At 60.7% G+C, this 17,674-nt stretch carries 17 protein-coding genes; 4 read left to right on the top strand and 13 right to left on the bottom strand.

The window, feature by feature from the left end:
* Nucleotides 1-8: 8 nt before the first annotated feature.
* The 6 genes from BM045_RS04890 to BM045_RS04915 all read right to left on the bottom strand — a co-directional run bounded on the left by BM045_RS04890 (nucleotide 9) and on the right by BM045_RS04915 (nucleotide 6,114).
* Nucleotides 9-1,076 carry an ABC transporter ATP-binding protein gene (locus BM045_RS04890; RefSeq protein ID WP_092180159.1) on the bottom strand — a complete coding sequence of 356 codons (1,068 nt, stop codon included), beginning with the start codon at nucleotides 1,074-1,076 and terminating at the stop codon, nucleotides 9-11.
* A complete protein-coding gene (locus BM045_RS04895) occupies nucleotides 1,073-1,900 on the bottom strand; it encodes a carbohydrate ABC transporter permease (RefSeq protein ID WP_092180161.1) in 828 nt (275 codons plus the stop codon). The genes BM045_RS04890 and BM045_RS04895 overlap by 4 nt, the downstream gene beginning before the upstream one ends.
* Nucleotides 1,897-2,799 (bottom strand): carbohydrate ABC transporter permease, encoded by a 903-nt coding sequence (locus BM045_RS04900; protein WP_092180163.1) that lies wholly within the window; start codon nucleotides 2,797-2,799, stop codon nucleotides 1,897-1,899. Before BM045_RS04900 ends, BM045_RS04895 begins: the two co-directional genes overlap by 4 nt.
* Nucleotides 2,800-2,865: 66 nt before the next feature.
* Complete coding sequence (locus BM045_RS04905; protein WP_092180165.1) at nucleotides 2,866-4,092, bottom strand: ABC transporter substrate-binding protein; 1,227 nt, start codon at nucleotides 4,090-4,092, stop codon at nucleotides 2,866-2,868.
* 74 nt (nucleotides 4,093-4,166) lie between these two features.
* The gene (locus tag BM045_RS04910; RefSeq protein ID WP_092180167.1) at nucleotides 4,167-5,069 is read right to left on the bottom strand and encodes a sugar phosphate isomerase/epimerase family protein; all 903 of its coding nucleotides are present in this window, start codon (nucleotides 5,067-5,069) and stop codon (nucleotides 4,167-4,169) included.
* Between the two features lie 10 nt (nucleotides 5,070-5,079).
* Nucleotides 5,080-6,114, bottom strand: coding sequence for a Gfo/Idh/MocA family protein (locus tag BM045_RS04915; RefSeq protein WP_092180169.1), 1,035 nt, complete (start codon nucleotides 6,112-6,114; stop codon nucleotides 5,080-5,082).
* Nucleotides 6,115-6,273: 159 nt separating this feature from the next.
* Here BM045_RS04915 and BM045_RS04920 point away from each other — a divergent pair, with 159 nt between their 5' ends.
* Together BM045_RS04920 and BM045_RS04925 are read left to right on the top strand one after the other, a co-directional pair.
* On the top strand, nucleotides 6,274-7,311 hold the full coding sequence (locus tag BM045_RS04920; RefSeq protein ID WP_092180171.1) for a LacI family DNA-binding transcriptional regulator: 1,038 nt from the start codon (nucleotides 6,274-6,276) through the stop codon (nucleotides 7,309-7,311).
* Between the two features lie 867 nt (nucleotides 7,312-8,178).
* Nucleotides 8,179-9,093, top strand: coding sequence for an ATP-dependent DNA ligase (locus tag BM045_RS04925; RefSeq protein ID WP_092180173.1), 915 nt, complete (start codon nucleotides 8,179-8,181; stop codon nucleotides 9,091-9,093).
* Between the two features lie 277 nt (nucleotides 9,094-9,370).
* On the opposite strand, the gene BM045_RS04930 is transcribed toward BM045_RS04925, so the two are convergent.
* From BM045_RS04930 to BM045_RS04955, 6 genes are all read right to left on the bottom strand, one after another.
* Complete coding sequence (locus BM045_RS04930; RefSeq protein ID WP_092180174.1) at nucleotides 9,371-10,027, bottom strand: ferritin-like domain-containing protein; 657 nt, start codon at nucleotides 10,025-10,027, stop codon at nucleotides 9,371-9,373.
* A gap of 11 nt (nucleotides 10,028-10,038) precedes the next feature.
* Nucleotides 10,039-10,695, bottom strand: coding sequence for a ferritin-like domain-containing protein (locus BM045_RS04935; RefSeq protein ID WP_092180176.1), 657 nt, complete (start codon nucleotides 10,693-10,695; stop codon nucleotides 10,039-10,041).
* Nucleotides 10,696-10,863: 168 nt separating this feature from the next.
* Nucleotides 10,864-11,811, bottom strand: a complete 948-nt coding sequence (locus tag BM045_RS04940) for a hypothetical protein (RefSeq protein ID WP_092180178.1) — start codon at nucleotides 11,809-11,811, stop codon at nucleotides 10,864-10,866.
* A gap of 10 nt (nucleotides 11,812-11,821) precedes the next feature.
* Complete coding sequence (locus BM045_RS04945; RefSeq protein WP_170848375.1) at nucleotides 11,822-13,099, bottom strand: HlyD family type I secretion periplasmic adaptor subunit; 1,278 nt, start codon at nucleotides 13,097-13,099, stop codon at nucleotides 11,822-11,824.
* Nucleotides 13,100-13,131: 32 nt separating this feature from the next.
* Complete coding sequence (locus BM045_RS04950; RefSeq protein ID WP_092180182.1) at nucleotides 13,132-14,838, bottom strand: type I secretion system permease/ATPase; 1,707 nt, start codon at nucleotides 14,836-14,838, stop codon at nucleotides 13,132-13,134.
* Between the two features lie 64 nt (nucleotides 14,839-14,902).
* Nucleotides 14,903-15,196, bottom strand: coding sequence for a hypothetical protein (locus tag BM045_RS04955; protein ID WP_092180184.1), 294 nt, complete (start codon nucleotides 15,194-15,196; stop codon nucleotides 14,903-14,905).
* A gap of 561 nt (nucleotides 15,197-15,757) precedes the next feature.
* Here BM045_RS04955 and BM045_RS04960 point away from each other — a divergent pair.
* Nucleotides 15,758-16,297, top strand: coding sequence for a DUF4142 domain-containing protein (locus tag BM045_RS04960; RefSeq protein WP_170848376.1), 540 nt, complete (start codon nucleotides 15,758-15,760; stop codon nucleotides 16,295-16,297).
* Nucleotides 16,298-16,369: 72 nt separating this feature from the next.
* Here the strand turns inward: BM045_RS04960 and BM045_RS04965 are convergent, their stop codons facing one another.
* A complete protein-coding gene (locus tag BM045_RS04965) occupies nucleotides 16,370-16,798 on the bottom strand; it encodes a DUF1761 domain-containing protein (RefSeq protein WP_092180188.1) in 429 nt (142 codons plus the stop codon).
* 407 nt (nucleotides 16,799-17,205) lie between these two features.
* On the opposite strand from BM045_RS04965, the gene BM045_RS04975 reads away from it, so the two are divergent.
* Nucleotides 17,206-17,613, top strand: coding sequence for an ester cyclase (locus BM045_RS04975; RefSeq protein ID WP_092180190.1), 408 nt, complete (start codon nucleotides 17,206-17,208; stop codon nucleotides 17,611-17,613).
* Nucleotides 17,614-17,674: the final 61 nt, after the last annotated feature.

Genomic DNA, 17,674 nt, shown 5'->3' on the forward strand with positions numbered 1-17,674 from the left:
CTGCTTTCCTAGATGGCGAGGCCTGTCGTGGGATCGAACATGTGGATATGACCGGGATCGATAGTGATCCCGATGGTATTTCCAGCCTGCAGATGGGTGCGGCGTGTCTCGACCACCGTCAGCTCTGGCGTTGTGTTCGTCGCCACATAGGTCATCGAGCCGGTTGACTCCACGACCGCCACCGGCAATTGCAGGGCGACGTCGCCGCCCTCGGCGATGACAAGATGCTCGGGGCGCAGACCCACCATTACCTGGCGGCCGACCTCCATCGTTCGACCTAGCGGCAGCACCGGATTGCCTTCCAACTCCAACCGCACCGATTGCCCGTCGGCCGCAATAGTGCCCGGCACGAAATTCATCGCTGGCGAACCGATGAAACCGGCGACGAATTTGCTGACCGGCGTGTCATAGAGTTCGAGCGGGCTGCCCTGCTGTTCGATCACCCCGTCGCGCATCACCACGACATGGTCGGCCATGGTCATGGCTTCGATCTGGTCATGGGTGACATAGACCGATGTGGCGCCCAGCCGGTCGTGCAGGGCGCGAATTTCCTTGCGCATGTGGACGCGAAGCGCGGCATCGAGATTGGACAGCGGTTCGTCGAACAGGAAAGCCTTGGGATTGCGGATGATGGCGCGACCCATGGCGACACGCTGGCGCTGGCCGCCGGATAGTTCGCGCGGGTAGCGCTTGAGCAGGGCGGAGAGTCCTGTCGTCGCGGCCACTTCGGCCGCCTTGGCTTTGGCCTCAGCCTTGCCCACACCGTGCAGGCGTAGCGAATAGGTGAGGTTTTCCTCCACCGTCATATGCGGATAGAGCGCGTAGCTCTGGAACACCATGGCGACGTCGCGCTTGCGTGGCGGCACGCCGGTCATCACCGCGCCGGCGATCTTGAGCGTGCCGCCGCTGATGGTTTCAAGGCCCGCGATAGATCGCAACAGGGTGGACTTGCCACAGCCCGAGGGCCCGACAAGCGCTACAAAGCTGCCCTTTTCGATGGTGAGGCTGACGTTCTTGAGGGCGTGGAAAGCGCCATAGTGCTTTTCGATATTGCTGAGCTCGATCTGTGCACTCATTTGAGGGCTCCCGAGGTAAGGCCGGAGACGATGCGGCGCTGCAGAAGGACGAAGACGGCCAGGATCGGCGTCACATAGATCGCCGAATAGGCCATGATGGAGTTCCAGTCGGTGGAATTGGGGCCGAGGAAGCCCGAGAGACCGACGCTGGCCGGTTGGAGACTGGTGTCCTGGATGATCGACTTGGAATAGATATATTCACCAAACGCGCTCATGAAGGTGAGGATGGCGCAGACCAGGATGCCATTGCGCGCCAGCGGCAGCACGATGGAGAAGAACGCCCCGACCCGCGAATTGCCGTCGACCAGGGCCGCCTCCTCCAACTCGCGTGGCACGCTCATGAAGGTGGCGCGGACCAGCACGACGAAGAAGGGCATGGCCTTGGCAGCTGCGGCCAGCACCACCGCGGTGCGCGGATAGTTCAGCAGGCCGATCTGGTTAAAGCCGACGAAGAGCGGCGTGATCATCACCGAGGCCGGCAGGACCTGCAGCATCAGGATGAGGAACAGGCCGAAATCGATCCAGGCGCTGCGATAGCGGGCCAGCACATAGGCGCAGCCGGTGCCCAGCACCACGGTGATGGCGGTGACGCCTGAAGCGATGAGCACCGAGTTCCACATGAAGGTGCCCATGGTCCGGCGCGTCCAGACCGCCGGATAGATGCTGGGGTCGGGCGCCATGGGCCAAAACGTCGGCGGATTGGCAAAGATTTCCGAGCCGGTCTTGAGGCTGGTCACATACATCCAATAGAGCGGGAAGAGATAGACGGCCGCAAGCGCCAGCGCGAGGCCAAGCAGCAGCCAGGGAACATAGGGCCGGGTCATCCGCGCACCTCATGGCGGGTCGAGCGCACATAGACCACCGAGGCGAACAGCACGAGCACGAACATCATCACCGAAATCGTGGCCCCCTTGGCGAAGTCATAAAGCTGGAAGCTCATCTGCCAGGCCCAGTAACCAGCCACCGTGGAGGTGTTGGCTGGGCCGCCTTCGGTGAGCGCGGGGAAGAGATCGAACTGCTGCAGCGTGCCAATCAGGCCCAGCGACATAACGGCGCCGATCGTCGAGCGCATCATCGGCAGGGTGATGGTCCAGAAACGCTGGAAGGCATTGGCGCCGTCGAGTTCGGCGGCCTCGTAAAGATCGCGCGGAATGGCGGCAAGACCGACCGACAGCAGCAGCATGTTGAAGGCGAGGCCCAGCCAGATATTGGCGATGACCACGGCCCAGAGGGCGAAATTGGGGTCGGACTTCCAGAAGATCGTGCCCTCAATCAGTCCGACCGAGCGGAGCAGGAAATTGAGCACTCCGAAGTCACCGGCGAGGATCGAGCTCCACAGCGCACCGACGACGAGGCCGGGCATCACCCAGGAGACGAGGAACAGGCCGCGGATTGTCGATGCGCCCGGAAAGTTCTGGGCGAAGAAAATAGCCAGCGCAAAGCCGATGACAAACTGTCCGGCCATGGAGGCAAAGACGAAGATCAGCGTATTCTTGGTGACCAGCCAGAATTCGGGCTGGGCGACCACGGCGACATAATTGGTGAAGCCGGCAAAGGGCCGGATCAGCGAGCCCAGGGTGAACATATCCACCTGCTGGAAGCTCATCAGCACATTATAGACCAGCGGCAGGCCGGCCAGGGCCAGAAGGAACAGCATGGCCGCGCCGACGAGGATCAGGTCGAAGCCCACGCCGTCGCGCATGCTGTTGAAGAAACGGGACATGGGACCCCCAGGGAAGAAGAATATGACCGGCCGGATCGCTCCGGCCGGCCCATGTCAGGGAGGAGGTTAGCCCGTGATGCCCTTGATGGTGGCCTGTGCCTGATCGAGTGCCTGCTGGGCAGGGACCTGGCCCGTCAAAACCTGCTGCATTGCGTCATAGATGGCCTTGGAAATCTTCTGCCATTCCGGGTGCGGACCACGCGGCTGGGCATATTGCAGCTGTTCCTGGAACACCTTCAGCGCCGCATCCTTCAGTGGCACGCCGGTTTCCGGCAGGGCGATATCGCTGCGGGCGGGAATGCTGGAGAATTCGGGGAACATGCGCTCATCCTGGCTGATGTAGTATTCCAGGACCTTGAAGGCCTCGTCGGGATGCTTTGTGCTGGCAAAGATGCCCCAGTTGAAGCCACCCAGTGCCGAGGAGCGCGCGCCGCCTTCAGTCTGGGTCGGCAGCAGGGCCACACCCCAATCGAACTTGGCGTCCGTCGACATGCGGTTGAGCTCCCACGGGCCCGAGATGGCCATGGCGGCATTGCCCGAATTGAACGTGCCGGTGGAGTCCCACTGGCCGAGGCTCAAGACGTCTTGGCTGGCCGACTTGGCGTCGATCATTGCCTTCCAGTCGTCGATCGCCTCGACGGCGCCGGGGACGTTGACATTGTCATAGTTGCCGCCGGCCATCTGGATCCAGGGCAGATACTGGAATGTGCCTTCTTCGCCGGCGCGGGCCGAGAAGGTGATGCCATAGGTATTGCTGGCCGGGTCGGTCAGCTTGGCAGCCGTGTCGACCAGTTCGCTCCAGGTCTTGGGTGCTTCGGCAATGCCGGCCTTGGCAAACAGGTCCTTGTTGTAGAACAGGGCAATGGTGTCGGTATATTTGGGCAGGCCGAACAGCTTGCCATCCCAGCTCACCGAATTGAGCGGACCTTCGTAATAGACGCTGGTGTCGATGACGTCAGAAGCCGCGGCGCGCTCGGTGATATCGAGGAAGGCGCCGCGCGAGGAGAACAGCGCAAAGTCGGGATTATCGAGCGAGATGATATCCGGGGCCTGGCCGGTGGCGAAGGCGCGCAGGGCCTCGTTGACCAGATCGTCGAAGGGAACGATGCGATAGTCGATTTGAATATCGGTGTTTTTCTCGTTGAATTCCTTGCTCAACGTGTCGGCGATGCCGGGCGCATTGGCCCCATCGATCGACCAGACTTTGATCACAGTCTGAGCCATGGCGGGTACGGCCATGCTCATTGCAGCCAAGGCGATGCCGGCCATCAGGCCAATTGATTTCAGCGTCATAGACTTCCTCCCAAAATGCAGACTTGCTGCTCACGACAATGCCTTGCAGAGCCCTCCCCGGCCCCGCTCAGCGCCTAGCCGGCGGCGGCGATGTAATCGCCACCCCGGCAATTCTTGAGATAGTTGAGGCCGCGGACCTGGCCCGTCATTTCGAGGTCGCCGCGATAGACCGGGTCATGCCAGCCTTCGATATCGATGGAGCCGGTGTAGCCGGCGAGGCGTAGTTCGGAGATGACGTCGGTCCAGTTGGTATCGCCAAAGCCCGGCGTGCGCATGAAGACGAAGGGCTCCTTGCCGAAAATGCCGTGTTCCTTGATGACCTCCCAGCGGATCGTCGCGTCCTTGCCATGCACATGGAAGAACTTTGGCGCCCATTTGCGAATCTGCGGCAGCGGGTCGATCAGATAGACCATCTGGTGACAGGGCTCCCATTCGAGGCCGATATTGTCATCCGGCGTCTCGTTGAAGATCAGCTCCCAGGCGTCGGGATTATGGGCGATGTTCCAGTCTCCGCTGGCCCAGTTGCCATCCATGGCGCAATTCTCGAAGGCGATCTTGACGCCCTTGTCAGCAGCGCGCTTGGCTAGTTCCGACCAGACCTTCTTGTACTGCGGCAGGCTGTCGGTCAGCGGCTTGTTGCGCACACGGCCAGTGAAGCCGGCCACGGTGGTGGCGCCAAAATGATGCGCATTGTCGATACAGTCCTTCCAGCCCTGCAGCGTCTGGCGATCCATTTCCTGGTCTTCCAGCGGATTGCCGAACATGCCGATCGTGGAAATGGTGATGTCGCGATTGCCGATGGCATCGAGGCTGCGCTTGCCCAGTTCAGCCATGTCCTGCCCATTGGTGGTCTGCCAGAAGAAGGGCTCAAAACTCTCGAAGCCAAGATCGGCGATGGCCGCAATATTTTCGGCGCCCTTGCCGGCGGTGGCCTGGATCATGGTGCCGATGCGGATGGACTTGGCGGGGTTGCTCACGGGAAAGGTCCTAGACTGAAATGGTGACGCGCTGGCGGGTCCGCGCGCTTTCGATTGCGGCGAACACCATGGCGAGGCTGTTGATATTGTCGGTGCTGGCGGTCTCGGGCGCCCTGCCCTGCTCGATGGCGTCGAGAAACTCAGCCAATACGCTGGCATGGCCGTGGGTCTGCTCGATATCAGCGGGGGCTGGCACATCCATGGCGACGGCGTCACGCAGCAGGCCGGGACCATCCACCGCCACGCGGGCATCAAACGTCTCGCCACCGTCCCAGATCAGTGTGCCTCTGGTGCCGATAATGCGCCAGGCGCTTTCCCAGCTGGTATTGGCGCCCTCGGCGCTCCAGGAACCGCGATAGTTGAACACCACGCCCTCGTCGAACTCGAAAATCGCATTGGCAGCGGCGCCATGGCCGTACCAGGAGCCCTTGGGATTGGTTTCGAGGCAATAGACCGCCTTGGGCGCGACCCCGGCCATGAAGCGCGCGGCATCCAGGGTGTGGATGGCCATGTCGAGCAGCAGGACGTTTTCCATTTGCTCACGGAAACCGCCGAAATGCGCACCAATGAAGAAGTCGCAATGCAGCGCCGTCAGCTCGCCCAAGGCGCCGCTCTCGATCAGCCGGCGAATGCGCCGGACGCCTGAAATAAAGCGCCGATTCTGCACCACCGCATGAACGCGTCCCGCCGCCTTCGCTGCAGCGATGAGCTGCCGGCCGGCTTCAAGCGTCGCCGCCATCGGTTTTTCGCTGAGCACATGACAGCCGTGGCGCAGGCCGGTCTCGACCACGCCTTGCCTTGCCGCCGGAATGACCACGTCGAACAGCAGGTCGGGCTTGGTCTCTGCGAGCACGGCATCGAGGTCTGTGCCAATCACCGCTGCCGACAGGCCGAACTCGGCAGCCCGCGCTTCGGCCGTGGCGCGATCAAGATCGACCAGCCCGACGACCTCGACGCGACCAGCCAGCAGGGGATGCTCGGCCAGCGCCGACAGCCACCCTCTAGACATAGCTCCGCAACCCGCAAGAACGGCCGTAAATGTCATTGATCCTCCTCGGATCATGCGCCTGCGCCGTCTTGTGCGGCTGTCAGAACGCATGCCCCGTAAACGTTTACGACGCTATAGTCGGGAGGTAATCTGTGTCAATGCAATTTCGTAAACGTTTCTGGTGATGCTTGACGGCTGGGGAAGGATTCCGAAAACATGAAGGGTATCAAACGCTTAGCGCAGGAGCTCGATATTTCCATCGGTACCGTGTCGCGCGCCCTCAATGGCAAGCCCGATGTGAACGAGCAGACGCGCCAGCGCGTGCTAGCAGCAGCCGCGAGCATGGGTTATGTGCCCAATCAGGCCGGACGCGCCCTGCGCAAGGGCTCCACCGGCGTAGTCGGCTTCATGATGCAGACCGGCTCGGAGGTCACTGGCGAGGGCGACGTCTTCTTCATGAGCGTCTTCGATGGCGTGCAGACCGTCTTCGCTCGGCACCAGCTCGACCTTGTCGCCCTGCTGTGCTCGTCGGAAGAAGACCCCGACGCCTATCTGCAGCGCGTCGTGGCGCGGGGCTTCGCCGATGCCCTGATCATCTCGGCTACCAAGCGCCACGATCATCGCATCGACTATCTGTCCGAGCGCAATATCCCTTTCATCGCCCTGGGTCGCAGCCTGACCGATGCCGGCCAGCCCTGGCTCGATCTCGATTTCGAGGGCATGGCGCGGGTAGGCGTCGGGCGCTTGGTAGCAAAGGGTCATCGCCGCATCGGCGTCTTCTCGACCAATGACGATAGCAACTTGGCCTTTGTCTTCATCGAGAGCTATCGGCAGGCGCTGGCCGCACACGGCATTCCTTTCGATCCCGCCATGATCTTCGTCGCCCATCCCAATGAGCGCGGCGGTCACGACATTGCCGAGCGGATCGCGGCCATGCCGCCTGATCAGCGGCCGACCGGTTTCGTGCTGACCAATGAAGTCATGTCCGTTGGTCTCTATCGGGGGTTGCACGATGCCGGGTTACGACCCGGCCGGGACTTCGCCGTCATTGGCCGCGACAGCCCGCATGCGCACTATCTCAACCCCAAGCTCACCTGTTTCAGCCTCTCCCTGCGCGACCTGGGCATCCAGCTCGCTGAGGCGCTGTTGGCCACCATGCCGGCCTATGCCGCCCAATATCCGCTGGGCGTCGTGCGCAAGGTGGTGCCACTCGATCTCGTCGAGGGCTTAAGCGACGGCCCGTTTCGGGCATGACAAGCAGCTTGCCTTAATGGCGCGTTCCACCTGCCTCGATAGATCACTGGTCGCGACGAAGCCGTGCGAAACAGCCGGCAAGCGACCACCATACAATCCAGTTGCTGTCCACAGAAACGCATTGCTGCGTCTGAGCCGAGCAGGTTCAATAACTTGGCGGGAAATTGGCTGGGGTGCCAGGATCCCCAAATCCGACAGCAATATCTCATATTTTTCATGGACTTACAAGACTCAAAAGCACTAGCAGAATGGCTCAGTGTGACAAGGTTCTGTGCCAGTATCGGGGGAAAGCTCATGAGTTTCGTCACCAAATTGGTTCCGCTTTCGAGACCGCGCTTACCGCCCGCAACGCTACCCCCCTAGGCCCATGAGACTGGCGCTAACGCAGCTCACAACTGTAAAATGAACTGGCAGATCCAGATATGTTCGCAAGACTTCCCTTCCCTACACATGCTGCATCCATCTAATCCCCTGCGCCCTTGCTGCCCAGACAACCGTTCCGACTGCCTTCTTACTCACCCTGGTCTGACTTTCTCGCCCTGCCAGCTCCACCACTGCAGCTGGATGCGGGCTCTTGCTTAAATTCGCTCAGCACGACAGCCCGTCCTGGCGTCCTAAGATCCAACTACCCTAAAGTCTGACAACAACTACGTGGAACAGCCTCGGGATGACACTGCCTCCGATTGAGGTGACGGCTATGTCATGCTGACAGACTTCCAGACGGATTGAGAGTTGGCGGAAATTACTCGCGGCATCAAAAACGCTAACATCTGCTAGCCAGTGAACTGGGAACGTCTCTGAGCAGAGGATAGCAACTTTTCGCGCGCCTCACAGAATCGTCCTGGCCAGATCGAACAGGACTATGCAATGCCCGTACCTGTCACCGCCTTCCATACTGCGTCCGCCAATTTCATCTTGCCTCAGCTCGCTGCCTTTTCGGCGAAGCCGCCTCAAGGAGCCGGTTGGTACTACGAACGCAAGTATGACGGATACCGCCTGCAGGTCTCGATCACAGGTGGAGCAGTTCGGTTTTTTACCCGCTCTGGCATCGATGTCTCGGAGAAGCTGAGGACCCTGCTTCCAGCTTTGGAGGCCCTCAGGTTTAAGGATTTAATCCTCGACGCGGAGTTGTGTGATGGCTCTGAGAACGACCGAACCGACCTCGGTACATTAAACCAGACTTTTCATCACGGTGGCCCCTTCCGTCTTTACGTCTTCGATGTGCTGAGGCTTGACGGTGAGGACGTCTCTCACCTTCCACTCTGCCGGCGGAAAGTGCTGCTAGCCTCGGCTATCGCTGCATTGGATGGCACGGGATGCGTTCGCCTCGTCCCATTCCAAACCGCGGCGGGAGATGCACTGTTCAATGAGATGGTTGAGAACCGTCATGAAGGCATCATCGCAAAACGCGCTAGCGCTCCCTACCTAGCCGGCAAACGCTCATCAGACTGGGTCAAGGTGAAAGTTTTTCAAGAGGAGAGCTATTCGGTAATCGGCTGGCAAATGGATCCGGCTAAATCGATCGTAAAGTCGCTGCTTGTGGCAAGCCATCAAGGAGACCAGTGGACTTATCGAGGCCGTGTGGGGACTGGCTGGACCTCAACGGGACGCAGGATCTTGCTGAAATCTTTAGAGGCAGTTGAGTGCGAGACCCCTTACTTGGCGGTTCCTGTTCGTGGTCAGGTTCGTTGGACCGATGGTACGCGGAAGGTACGCGTGCGGTTTGCCGACATTTCTCATAATGGAATATTACGCCACCCTCGCTTCATTTCCAACGCGTAGTTAAAGCCTCGACTGATCCGCCGATTGATGGAGTTGGTCGATCCAGGTGGAATCTAACACCGCTGAAGTGTGTCATTAGCGCGCACTGAAGACCTTGGCTGAGCGACAGCGATGGGTGGCAAGCGGCCTGACCGCTTTTAGTGCGGAGTGTGAAAGAACCGGACGCCTGGCTTCATCTGGTAGCTCACCCGAGCCCCAAACGAAAAACCCCAGCGTCAAGACGCTGGGGAAGTTTGGTCGAAGATTTGGTGAACTAGGCCACCTGTTCTGTATGCGACTAAGCGAGGAAGGGTGTTGCTGCGGCCAGTACGGCACTCTTGCTCAACGGCTTGTCGAAGGCGCCATCCCAGCCGAACTTGAGGCCGATGCGGCGTACTTCCGAGGCGTGACGTGCTTCCACCGAATGGATCTGGAGTGCAACGGTGAGAACTTCCTTGCTGCCCATAAGATTGCCGGCCTGACCCTTGTAGGCGGCGACGCCAAGGTCTTCGAAGGTCTGGCTAAGGGTAAGGAAGGTGTCGAAGTTCTCCCAGACGTCGGCATATTTGCCACCGGCAGTGAAATCGACGCCCGGCGCCGCCACGGCGGCCGAACCCAGCACGCCCTTGAGCAGCTTCACATGAGCGTCTTCATGCTGGCCGATGGTTCGGAACACCGACTTGTACTTGCTCGGGATGACGCCGGAGGCATTGCCCTGCTTGTAAAAGGCCGCTTCGAGATATTCCAGCGTCAGGGCAAAGTTGAGCGTGTCCTCGATTATCTTGGGCAGGCTTTGGCCAAAGGCCTGGTTGGACGCCAGCGCCAGTACCAACGGCGCGCTGGTCATGATGCCTGCCGCCTTGGCATAGCGGGAGAACATCGTGCGACGGCCTGCGACGATGGTATCGGCCAGTTCAGGCTCGATCGCGCTCAGGATGGAATTGTGATTGCTCATGGCGAAAATCCTTACGGCAGGGTTGCGGCGGTGACGGGCGTCTTGATGAAAGGCGCCGCGGCATTGAGCACCTTGGACGGCAGCAGGGCACCATCGAGTCCCTGGTGATCGACATTGCCGCGACCGGCGGCTTCCGCGCTGAAGGGCCGAAGCAGGTCGGCAATGGCGGCCGCATGCCGGGCCTCGATCGAGACGATCGAACCGGCGGCCACGAGATAATCGGGGTTGGAGATCAGCTGGCCGGCGCCATTATAGGCTGCGACGCCCAGGTTCTCGAACACGTCTGCCGTGCCCAGCACGCTGGCGCGACTGGAGAAATCGACGGCGGAGAAATCCACCTCAAGACCCGGGATGGCATTGCGACCAAGGGCACCCTTCAGGAAATCGCGATGGGCGATTTCGTGATCACGGATCTGGCGCAGGATGCGTTCATCATTAACCTGCATCTCGCCGAACGGCGTTTCGAGAACCTGCGTATAGAAGGCCGCTTCGAGTTGTTCGAGTGCATAGGCATAGTTCAGCACGCCGATATCGCCATCGCCCAGCTCGGCGCCGAGGGCGGCGGAAATGCCGAAGTTGGGCAGCAGGGCACCGGCAACTGCCACGGTGCCGGCAGCGCCGGTCCATTTAAGCAGGTGGCGCCGGGTAAGCCTGGATTCGGTGATCATGATCGAAGTCTCCGTTGGCTGGTAACTGCAAGCAGCTACGGAGATGAGGTGATCAAGTTTCGATCACATTTAACCAGTGAGCAAGTAAAACGCAGGAACTATTTCCACCGGGTGCCGTTCGCCGGCGCGATGCGAAGAATTTGGCAGCGCATACTGTCCAACCACCCGTTAGAGCAGGCTAAGGGCGTTGAGGCCGTTGCCTGACTGATGATCGGTCACGTCAATATAGCTTAGACCAAGCAGCCCCAACCCACCACCGTCGCCGCCGGTCATGAATGTGCTGGCCACCTCACCCAGCAGGGGAATTTCGAGACTGTCGCTGGCACCGTCAGCGTAGAAGATTTCCGACAGCAGGCCGCCAGACCCTTCCAGGCCGTCATTGCCAAGCAGCGACGAGGGCAGGTCCAACAGGTCCGTGTCACCCAGGATGCTGGATGGGATATCAGCTACCTCACCGAGCACTCCGTCGGCGATCCCCGAGGTCGCATCCAGCACATTTGCAATGATGCCGGGCGGGTCGATCTGAGCCAGAATGCCGTCAGGCAGGCTTTGGGTCTCGGCCAGAAGGGAGCCGATATCGAGATTGGCCACGATCTGCTGGGCGGAGGCCATTATGTCGCCGGCGATGGACTGGCCCAGATCATCCGCTGACAGGCCTGGCTCGGCATTGCCGATCACCTTGACCAGGGTTGCCGTCATCTGCTCGGAGAGCTCGCTCACCAATTGGGTCTGCATCGGAGCCGGGATGGAATTGGCGACAGCGACATCGGTCGCCCCTTGCGGCAGTGAGTAGGCAGATACGGGCGGCGGGGTCTGCGCGGGGTCCGCCTGATGCACCAACGGCTGGGGAGCAATCGGGGCACTTTCCGGTGCAGGCGCCTCGGTGTCGGCCGCCTGAGCTGCCAAGGTCTCTCCGTCGTGTCGCTGGGCCGTGTCCGGCGCTGGCGAAGGCGCCACGTCCTGGCCATCCGGCATAGCGCCCTGCGCCTGCATGGTGCCCAGCACCAGACCGCCTGCCGCGGCGCCGATGGCGATGGCTTCTGCCACTGGCGCGTGTGCGGCCTGCTGTGGCCTCGTACTGGTGTCGTCCTGCCGCTTCTGCCTGCGCGGTGCCATGGAAGCCTCCTTATCGTTCGCGGAAAGCGCCGCTCACTTCGTCGAGCAGCGGACTGGTGAGATAGTCAATGAGTGTGCGACCCTTGGTGGGAATGACCACCTGGATCGGCATGCCGGATGTGAGATCAAGGCCCGCCTCGGCCACCTGCTGCGCATCGAGCGCGATCTGGAGCGCGTAATAGGACTGCCCGCTTCGCTCATCGACGACGCGGTCGGCCGAGACGGTCTGGACCGTGCCGCTGAGACGCGGGCGGGTCGAGGCCGGCAGCGACAGCAGCCGCAGATCGGCGATTTCGCCGCGCGCCACGTCGGTCACATCGGCCAGCCGCATCTGCGCTTCGACAATCATCGGCGCGTCGCTGGGCACGATGCCGAGCAGCTCCTGCCCAGGCGAGATCACCCCACCCTCGGTATAGACTGCGAGCCCCACCACCGTGCCATTGTCCGTGGCGACGATTTCGGTGCGGGCCAAGGCATCCTGCGCCGCTGCAAGGCGTGGCGTCAGACCGGCGAGCGCGGCCTGGTTGGCGCGCAGGCCTTCGCTCACCTCGGACTGGCGTTCACGCGACAGTCCCGCAATCTCGAAATCGGCTTCCGCCATGGCCTTGCTCGCCGAAGCGACATCGCTGCGCCGCACGGAAATCTGGGAATCGATATCATTGAGCGCGCGTTCCTGTTCCAGCACGCGATTGCGCTCGATCAGCTGCTGCGCCAGCAGCGCCTTCGCATCTTCCAGCTCGCCGGCGATCGACGCGCGTTGGGTTTCTAGCCCGGCTATCTGCGCCTCAGCCGAGGTGACGCGCTCTGCCAACTGGGCTTTCTGCTGTTCCAGCACATTGGCGCTCGTCTCGAACTGCTCGGCTCGGGCGGCCATCAGCGCCCTCTCGCTGTTCATCGCCTGCTGCACGCCTGGCTGATCAACGTGCGACAACAGACTATCGCCAAAGCGCGGTTCGGTTTCTCCAGCCTGTTCCGCGAGGAGCCGGCCCTGTGCCGCCAGCAACGTATCGCGCTCAGAGGCGAGCACTTCGAACTGCGCCTTGGGTTCGGCATCGGAGAGACGCATCAGCACCTCCCCTGCCCGCACGGTATCCCCCTCGCGCACCAGCAGTTTAGAGACCACGCCGCCATAGGGATGCTGCACCGCCTTGCGGCCGCCTTCGGCCTGCAGCACGCCATTGGCAACGACAGCGCCGGACAGCGGGGCCAGCGCGCCCCAGCCAAGCATGGCTATGATGAAGACCACGATGACCACGGCACCTAGCCTGGCCGGCGTACCCGGATTCATGAACTTTTTCTGAAGCGTTTCGCTCGGGGTCATCACTCGGCCGCCTTCATTTCCGGAACCACTGTTTCCTTGATGTGGCGATAGACCTCTTCCTGCGGGGCGAGGATTTCGAGGCGCCCATTGCGGATGAACATCAGCCGATCGACAACCTCGAGCACGGTGGTGCGATGGGTAACCAGCACGATGGTGGTGCCGCTGGCCTTGAGTGCGTCCAGCGCGTGGCGCAGGCCAGTTTCGCCGGCGGTATCGAGATTGGCATTGGGCTCGTCGAGCACCAAGAGCGCCGGCTGGCCGAGCAGTGCTCGGGCGAGCCCCAGACGTTGGCGCTGTCCCCCGGAAAGCCCAACACCCTCCGGCCCGAGCTCGGTATCATACTGCTTGGGCAGGCCCAGGATCATGTCGTGGATGCCGGCTTTTTTGGCTGCGATGACGATTTCTTCAATGTCGGCCTCGCCAAAACGCGCGATGTTTTCGCGTACTGTGCCGGCAAAGAGGCCGACATCCTGAGGCAGATAGCCGATGTTGCGGCCCAGCAAGGTCGGGTCCCAGTTCCTGTAGCTCAGCCCGCCAAAAGCCAGCGTGCCGGAGCTCGCCGGAACAGCGCCGATGATCAGCTTGGCCAGGGTCGACTTGCCGGAGCCGCTCGGGCCGACGATGCCGATGGCCTCGCCGGGCCGGATAGAGAAGCTGATGTCGCGCAGGATGGGTTCGGGCCGCGACGGCAGTGCATAGACCAGATGTTCGGCATCCAAGCCGTTCCGGTCGGCGGGCACCACGGTCTTTTCTTCGCGACTGGGCACTTCACCCAGCAGCCTGCCCACTTCGCGATAGGCGCTGCGCGCTTCGGTAAATTGTTTCCAGGTCGCGACACCCTGTTCCACCGGCACCAGTGCGCGTCCCATGATGATAGAGGCCGCAAAGATAGTGGCCGGCTGGATCGAGCCGCCAATGGCCAGCCAAGCGCCGGCGCCCAGCATCAGCGCCTGCAGTAAGAGACGGGCAAAGCGGATTCCCGAAGACACTACCGCATTGCGATCGCTGGCCATGCCCTGGCTGGCCAGCATGGTATCGCGGCTGCGCTGCCAGTGGCCTTCAATGGCGGGCTGCATGCCCATGGCGACGACCACATCGGAATGGCGCAGGATGTTTTCGCTGAAAGCATAGGCCCGGTTGCCCTCGCTCTCAGCAACCCGCAGCGAGGGGCGCGTCGTGCGCTCGTTGACCAGAGCCAGCAGCAGCAGAATAGCCGCGCCAACGGTGGACACGATGCCCAGCACGGGGTGGATCAAGAAAAGCAGCAGCAGATAGAGCGGGATCCAGGGCAGGTCGAAGGCGAAATAGATGCCCGGCCCGGTGATGAAGGTTCGGAACTGATCGAGCTGGCGCAGGCTTTGGCTGCCCTTGGAATAGCCCAGCCGCGCCGACTTGCGCACCAGCGCATCGAAAACGCGTCCGGCCAGTGAGCGGTCGAGCCGCATACCAGCGCGAACCAGAAGCTGGGCGCGCAGCGCATCGAGTGCGCCCATTGTCAGCAAAGCGCAAACGAGAATGAGCGTGAGCAGTACCAGCGTGGTGACGTTTTCGGACACCAGTACGCGGTTGTAGATCTGCATCAGATAAAGCGGGGAGCTGAGATAGAGCAGATTGATGACGCCGCTGAACACGCCCGCGACCGCAAAATGCGGGACCTGTTCCCGAACGGCAGTGCTCAGTTCATTATTGTTTTTGTCGGCAGCCATTCGAACACCCTGAGACGCAAAAGGCGGGGTTCTTGCGAACCCCGCCAAATCCTGTGGACCCTGCTTAAAGCAGGCCACCCAGCAGGCCACCGCTATCGCTATCGGTCACCTGCGTGTCCGAGCTGTCGCTGGACGAGCTGGAACCCAGATAGATCGGAGCGCCGAGGCCGAGGCTCAGACCACCAATGCCAGTGAACGACGAGGAGTCGCCGTCATCATCGGTGCTGGACGAATGCAGGACATCTTCGAGAGCGAAGCCAAAGACGGGATTAGCGCCCACTTCATTGTTCGAAGTATCCGAGTTCTCAGAGATGGAAGCGTTGTCGCCACCACCAAGAAGATTATCAAGAATCGACATTTTATTGTTCCTTCTTCGTTGCCCGTTCTGCGGGCGTGGGAGTTACACTTGCGTGTCTCTCATGAGTGACCCGCTGTTGCGGTGTCGGGGAGGGTAATCCGCTCGGGGTGCATGCGTTCCGCGTTATGTTGCGGTGAAAAAAGTGATCGGAATCAAATCCTTGGATTTGAGCCTTTAAAATGCGCGATAACGTTTCTGTCAGCCAAACTGCCCCCTCAGCGCCACAATTGGAACGTGCGCGTGCTCGCGCGAAGGTATTGATGACAGGGGTGTTGCCACGTGAGGCGCGGCGGCCGCAGCGGGAGCATCTTCCCAAGCGGCTCTGTGCGTTTTCGACCAAGCCTGTTAGCTGCGGTGTTGTCGCTCTATTTAACGGACGCTGCACGGCCAGCGAAGGCGGGACTGTTTAGTGTTGTCTGCTTTGGCCCCGCGAAGCTACCACCCTCGTATTCGCGGTAACAGATCCGCTGAAACGTGACGGAACGTATGTGGCCGCGCATCCTTGTGGTCCGCGATGCGCCAATGCCCGGCCTCCCGCCGAGTGCGCATCAAGGAGACAATATGGATCGTCGTGTAATTCTGACGGGGGTGGCTATGACGATAGCCTCCCCGCTAATCCTTCGCACCGCCGCATTCGCCGCTATGATCGACCCCAAAGCGGCAAAGACAGAAGCGGATTTCCGAAACGGCGTCATTGGGCCTGCCGAGCTGTCGCTGGCGACAAGCAAGATCGCCGTTGAGAAGGCGACCAACGAACACGCCAAGATTTTTGCCGGATACGAGCTTGCCGAGGCGATGGCGGTCACCGAGGTCTTGCGTGATCTCGGCACCGAAGTGCCGGCGATGGATGAGAAGGCCCAGGCGACCCTGAGCAAGATCGAAGCTGCGTCCGGCGCAGAGTTTGACGTGGCCTATATCCAGGCACAGCTCGAAAACCACGAGTATCTGCGCGACCTGGCCGAAGGCTTCCTCGCTAACTCGTCGGCGAGCAACACGGACATGGCCGAAATGCATGGCCGCCATCTGGCGACCCTGTCACACGCCGTGTTTAAGGAACATGTCGATATCACCAGCCGCATTTTGGCTGAGCTGCGGGCATAGGCCAATCACCCCGGGTCTCGGCCCGGGGTTACCAATCACATCCTGTCTGTCAGGCAAATATGTACGATGGTCCTACCAAGGGATCACAACCAGCAGGATGCAGGCGATAATGTTTGAGACCAGGAAATAAGGCGCGTTCAGCAGGGCATACTGCAGAGGGCGGGGGAACAGTGGATTGATGGCGATGTTGAACGCCATCGGCACCAGAAAGCCCAGGCCGATGATCAGGCCAAGCAGCGCCGCGTCACCAGAATGGGTGATGCCAAGAGCTGCAATGAAGTATGCGTCCGCGATGACATTCACTAGGCCGCACAGAATGGGTCCAAGGATAAAGATCAGACCAGGCGTCGCCTGCTGCTCTCGTGGCAGATTTTCTCGCCCGGTTACGTAGAGATATTGCTTGGGAACGATCGCCATGAAGTAGGCAGCGCCAAGCGCGGCGAAGACAAATGTGCCAGCGACAACGGCGAGCCAGTGAATTCCGGCAAATGGGGCAAGCATACGGGACAGTCCTTTGGTAGCAGGCGGTTGATAGGTTTCTTATAGTTCAGCCCAACTGACAATTTCGGGCAGTTGGATTGTCGGTTGAGAATTGAATGTGGATGCATGGTGAGGCGCTAAGACATCGGCAAAATCTCGGATTTTCGCGTTTGGGTCTCCGGCTTCTTCACGATGGCGATGTCGCGCAGCGGCATGTAGTGTCCGGATTTGGGCAGCGCCTCGAAGTTGGCCACTGCGATCGGATTGGCCGACAGACATTGCGCTATATCGTTCGTGATGCGCCTCGCGCTTGGCGGGGGATAAGCGCATATGCCTTCTCCGTTTGACCGTCCTATGGCCGTTGGCCCAGGCCGGAACGATTGATCATGCTGTGCCGTTTGCACGAGGAACCAAAAGGGTAGGACGCCATGAGCCAAGAGCAAAATATCGAACAGCAGAAGAAGTTTGGTGCGGCTGCACAAAGCGGCGCGTTTGAACAATTCGCCGAGCTGGTTGCGCCGGACTGCATTGATCACGATCCAGCACCTGGGCAGGTTGCCGGTCCAGAAGGCTATGCGACGTTTTTCGGCGCGTTGCGCACGGCCTTCCCGGATATGAAGATCGACCCGATCCATCTGGTTGCTGACGCAGACAATGTCGCCTTCGCCTACACGCTGACGGGCACTCACCGTGGCACATTCATGAATGTGCCACCAACGGGAAAGCCCATCAAAGTGCGCGGTCTGCAGATCTCAAAATTCAGCGATGGAAAAATGGTCGAACGTTGGGGCAGTTCCGACGAGCTCGGCATCCTTAAGCAACTCGGCGCAGCCTGATTAAAGTTTACTTACGCTAGCCAGCTTCGATCTGGGTCCGAAAGCCCTCGGCAAATCCCGT

It is taken from the genome of Devosia sp. YR412, from assembly GCF_900110945.1.
Taxonomy (GTDB): domain Bacteria; phylum Pseudomonadota; class Alphaproteobacteria; order Rhizobiales; family Devosiaceae; genus Devosia.

Bases quoted from the DNA above. Each gene is read 5' to 3' on its own strand.
- BM045_RS04915 (WP_092180169.1), bottom strand. From the start codon at position 6,114: ATGACATTTACGGCCGTTCTTGCGGGTTGCGGAGCTATGTCTAGAGGG.
- BM045_RS04920 (WP_092180171.1), top strand. From the start codon at position 6,274: ATGAAGGGTATCAAACGCTTAGCGCAGGAGCTCGATATTTCCATCGGT.
- BM045_RS04905 (WP_092180165.1), bottom strand. From the start codon at position 4,092: ATGACGCTGAAATCAATTGGCCTGATGGCCGGCATCGCCTTGGCTGCA.
- BM045_RS04950 (WP_092180182.1), bottom strand. From the start codon at position 14,838: ATGGCTGCCGACAAAAACAATAATGAACTGAGCACTGCCGTTCGGGAA.
- BM045_RS04900 (WP_092180163.1), bottom strand. From the start codon at position 2,799: ATGTCCCGTTTCTTCAACAGCATGCGCGACGGCGTGGGCTTCGACCTG.
- BM045_RS04930 (WP_092180174.1), bottom strand. From the start codon at position 10,027: ATGAGCAATCACAATTCCATCCTGAGCGCGATCGAGCCTGAACTGGCC.
- BM045_RS04895 (WP_092180161.1), bottom strand. From the start codon at position 1,900: ATGACCCGGCCCTATGTTCCCTGGCTGCTGCTTGGCCTCGCGCTGGCG.
- BM045_RS04890 (WP_092180159.1), bottom strand. From the start codon at position 1,076: ATGAGTGCACAGATCGAGCTCAGCAATATCGAAAAGCACTATGGCGCT.
- BM045_RS04925 (WP_092180173.1), top strand. From the start codon at position 8,179: ATGCCCGTACCTGTCACCGCCTTCCATACTGCGTCCGCCAATTTCATC.
- BM045_RS04960 (WP_170848376.1), top strand. From the start codon at position 15,758: ATGGATCGTCGTGTAATTCTGACGGGGGTGGCTATGACGATAGCCTCC.
- BM045_RS04955 (WP_092180184.1), bottom strand. From the start codon at position 15,196: ATGTCGATTCTTGATAATCTTCTTGGTGGTGGCGACAACGCTTCCATC.
- BM045_RS04945 (WP_170848375.1), bottom strand. From the start codon at position 13,099: ATGAATCCGGGTACGCCGGCCAGGCTAGGTGCCGTGGTCATCGTGGTC.
- BM045_RS04935 (WP_092180176.1), bottom strand. From the start codon at position 10,695: ATGATCACCGAATCCAGGCTTACCCGGCGCCACCTGCTTAAATGGACC.
- BM045_RS04940 (WP_092180178.1), bottom strand. From the start codon at position 11,811: ATGGCACCGCGCAGGCAGAAGCGGCAGGACGACACCAGTACGAGGCCA.
- BM045_RS04975 (WP_092180190.1), top strand. From the start codon at position 17,206: ATGAGCCAAGAGCAAAATATCGAACAGCAGAAGAAGTTTGGTGCGGCT.
- BM045_RS04965 (WP_092180188.1), bottom strand. From the start codon at position 16,798: ATGCTTGCCCCATTTGCCGGAATTCACTGGCTCGCCGTTGTCGCTGGC.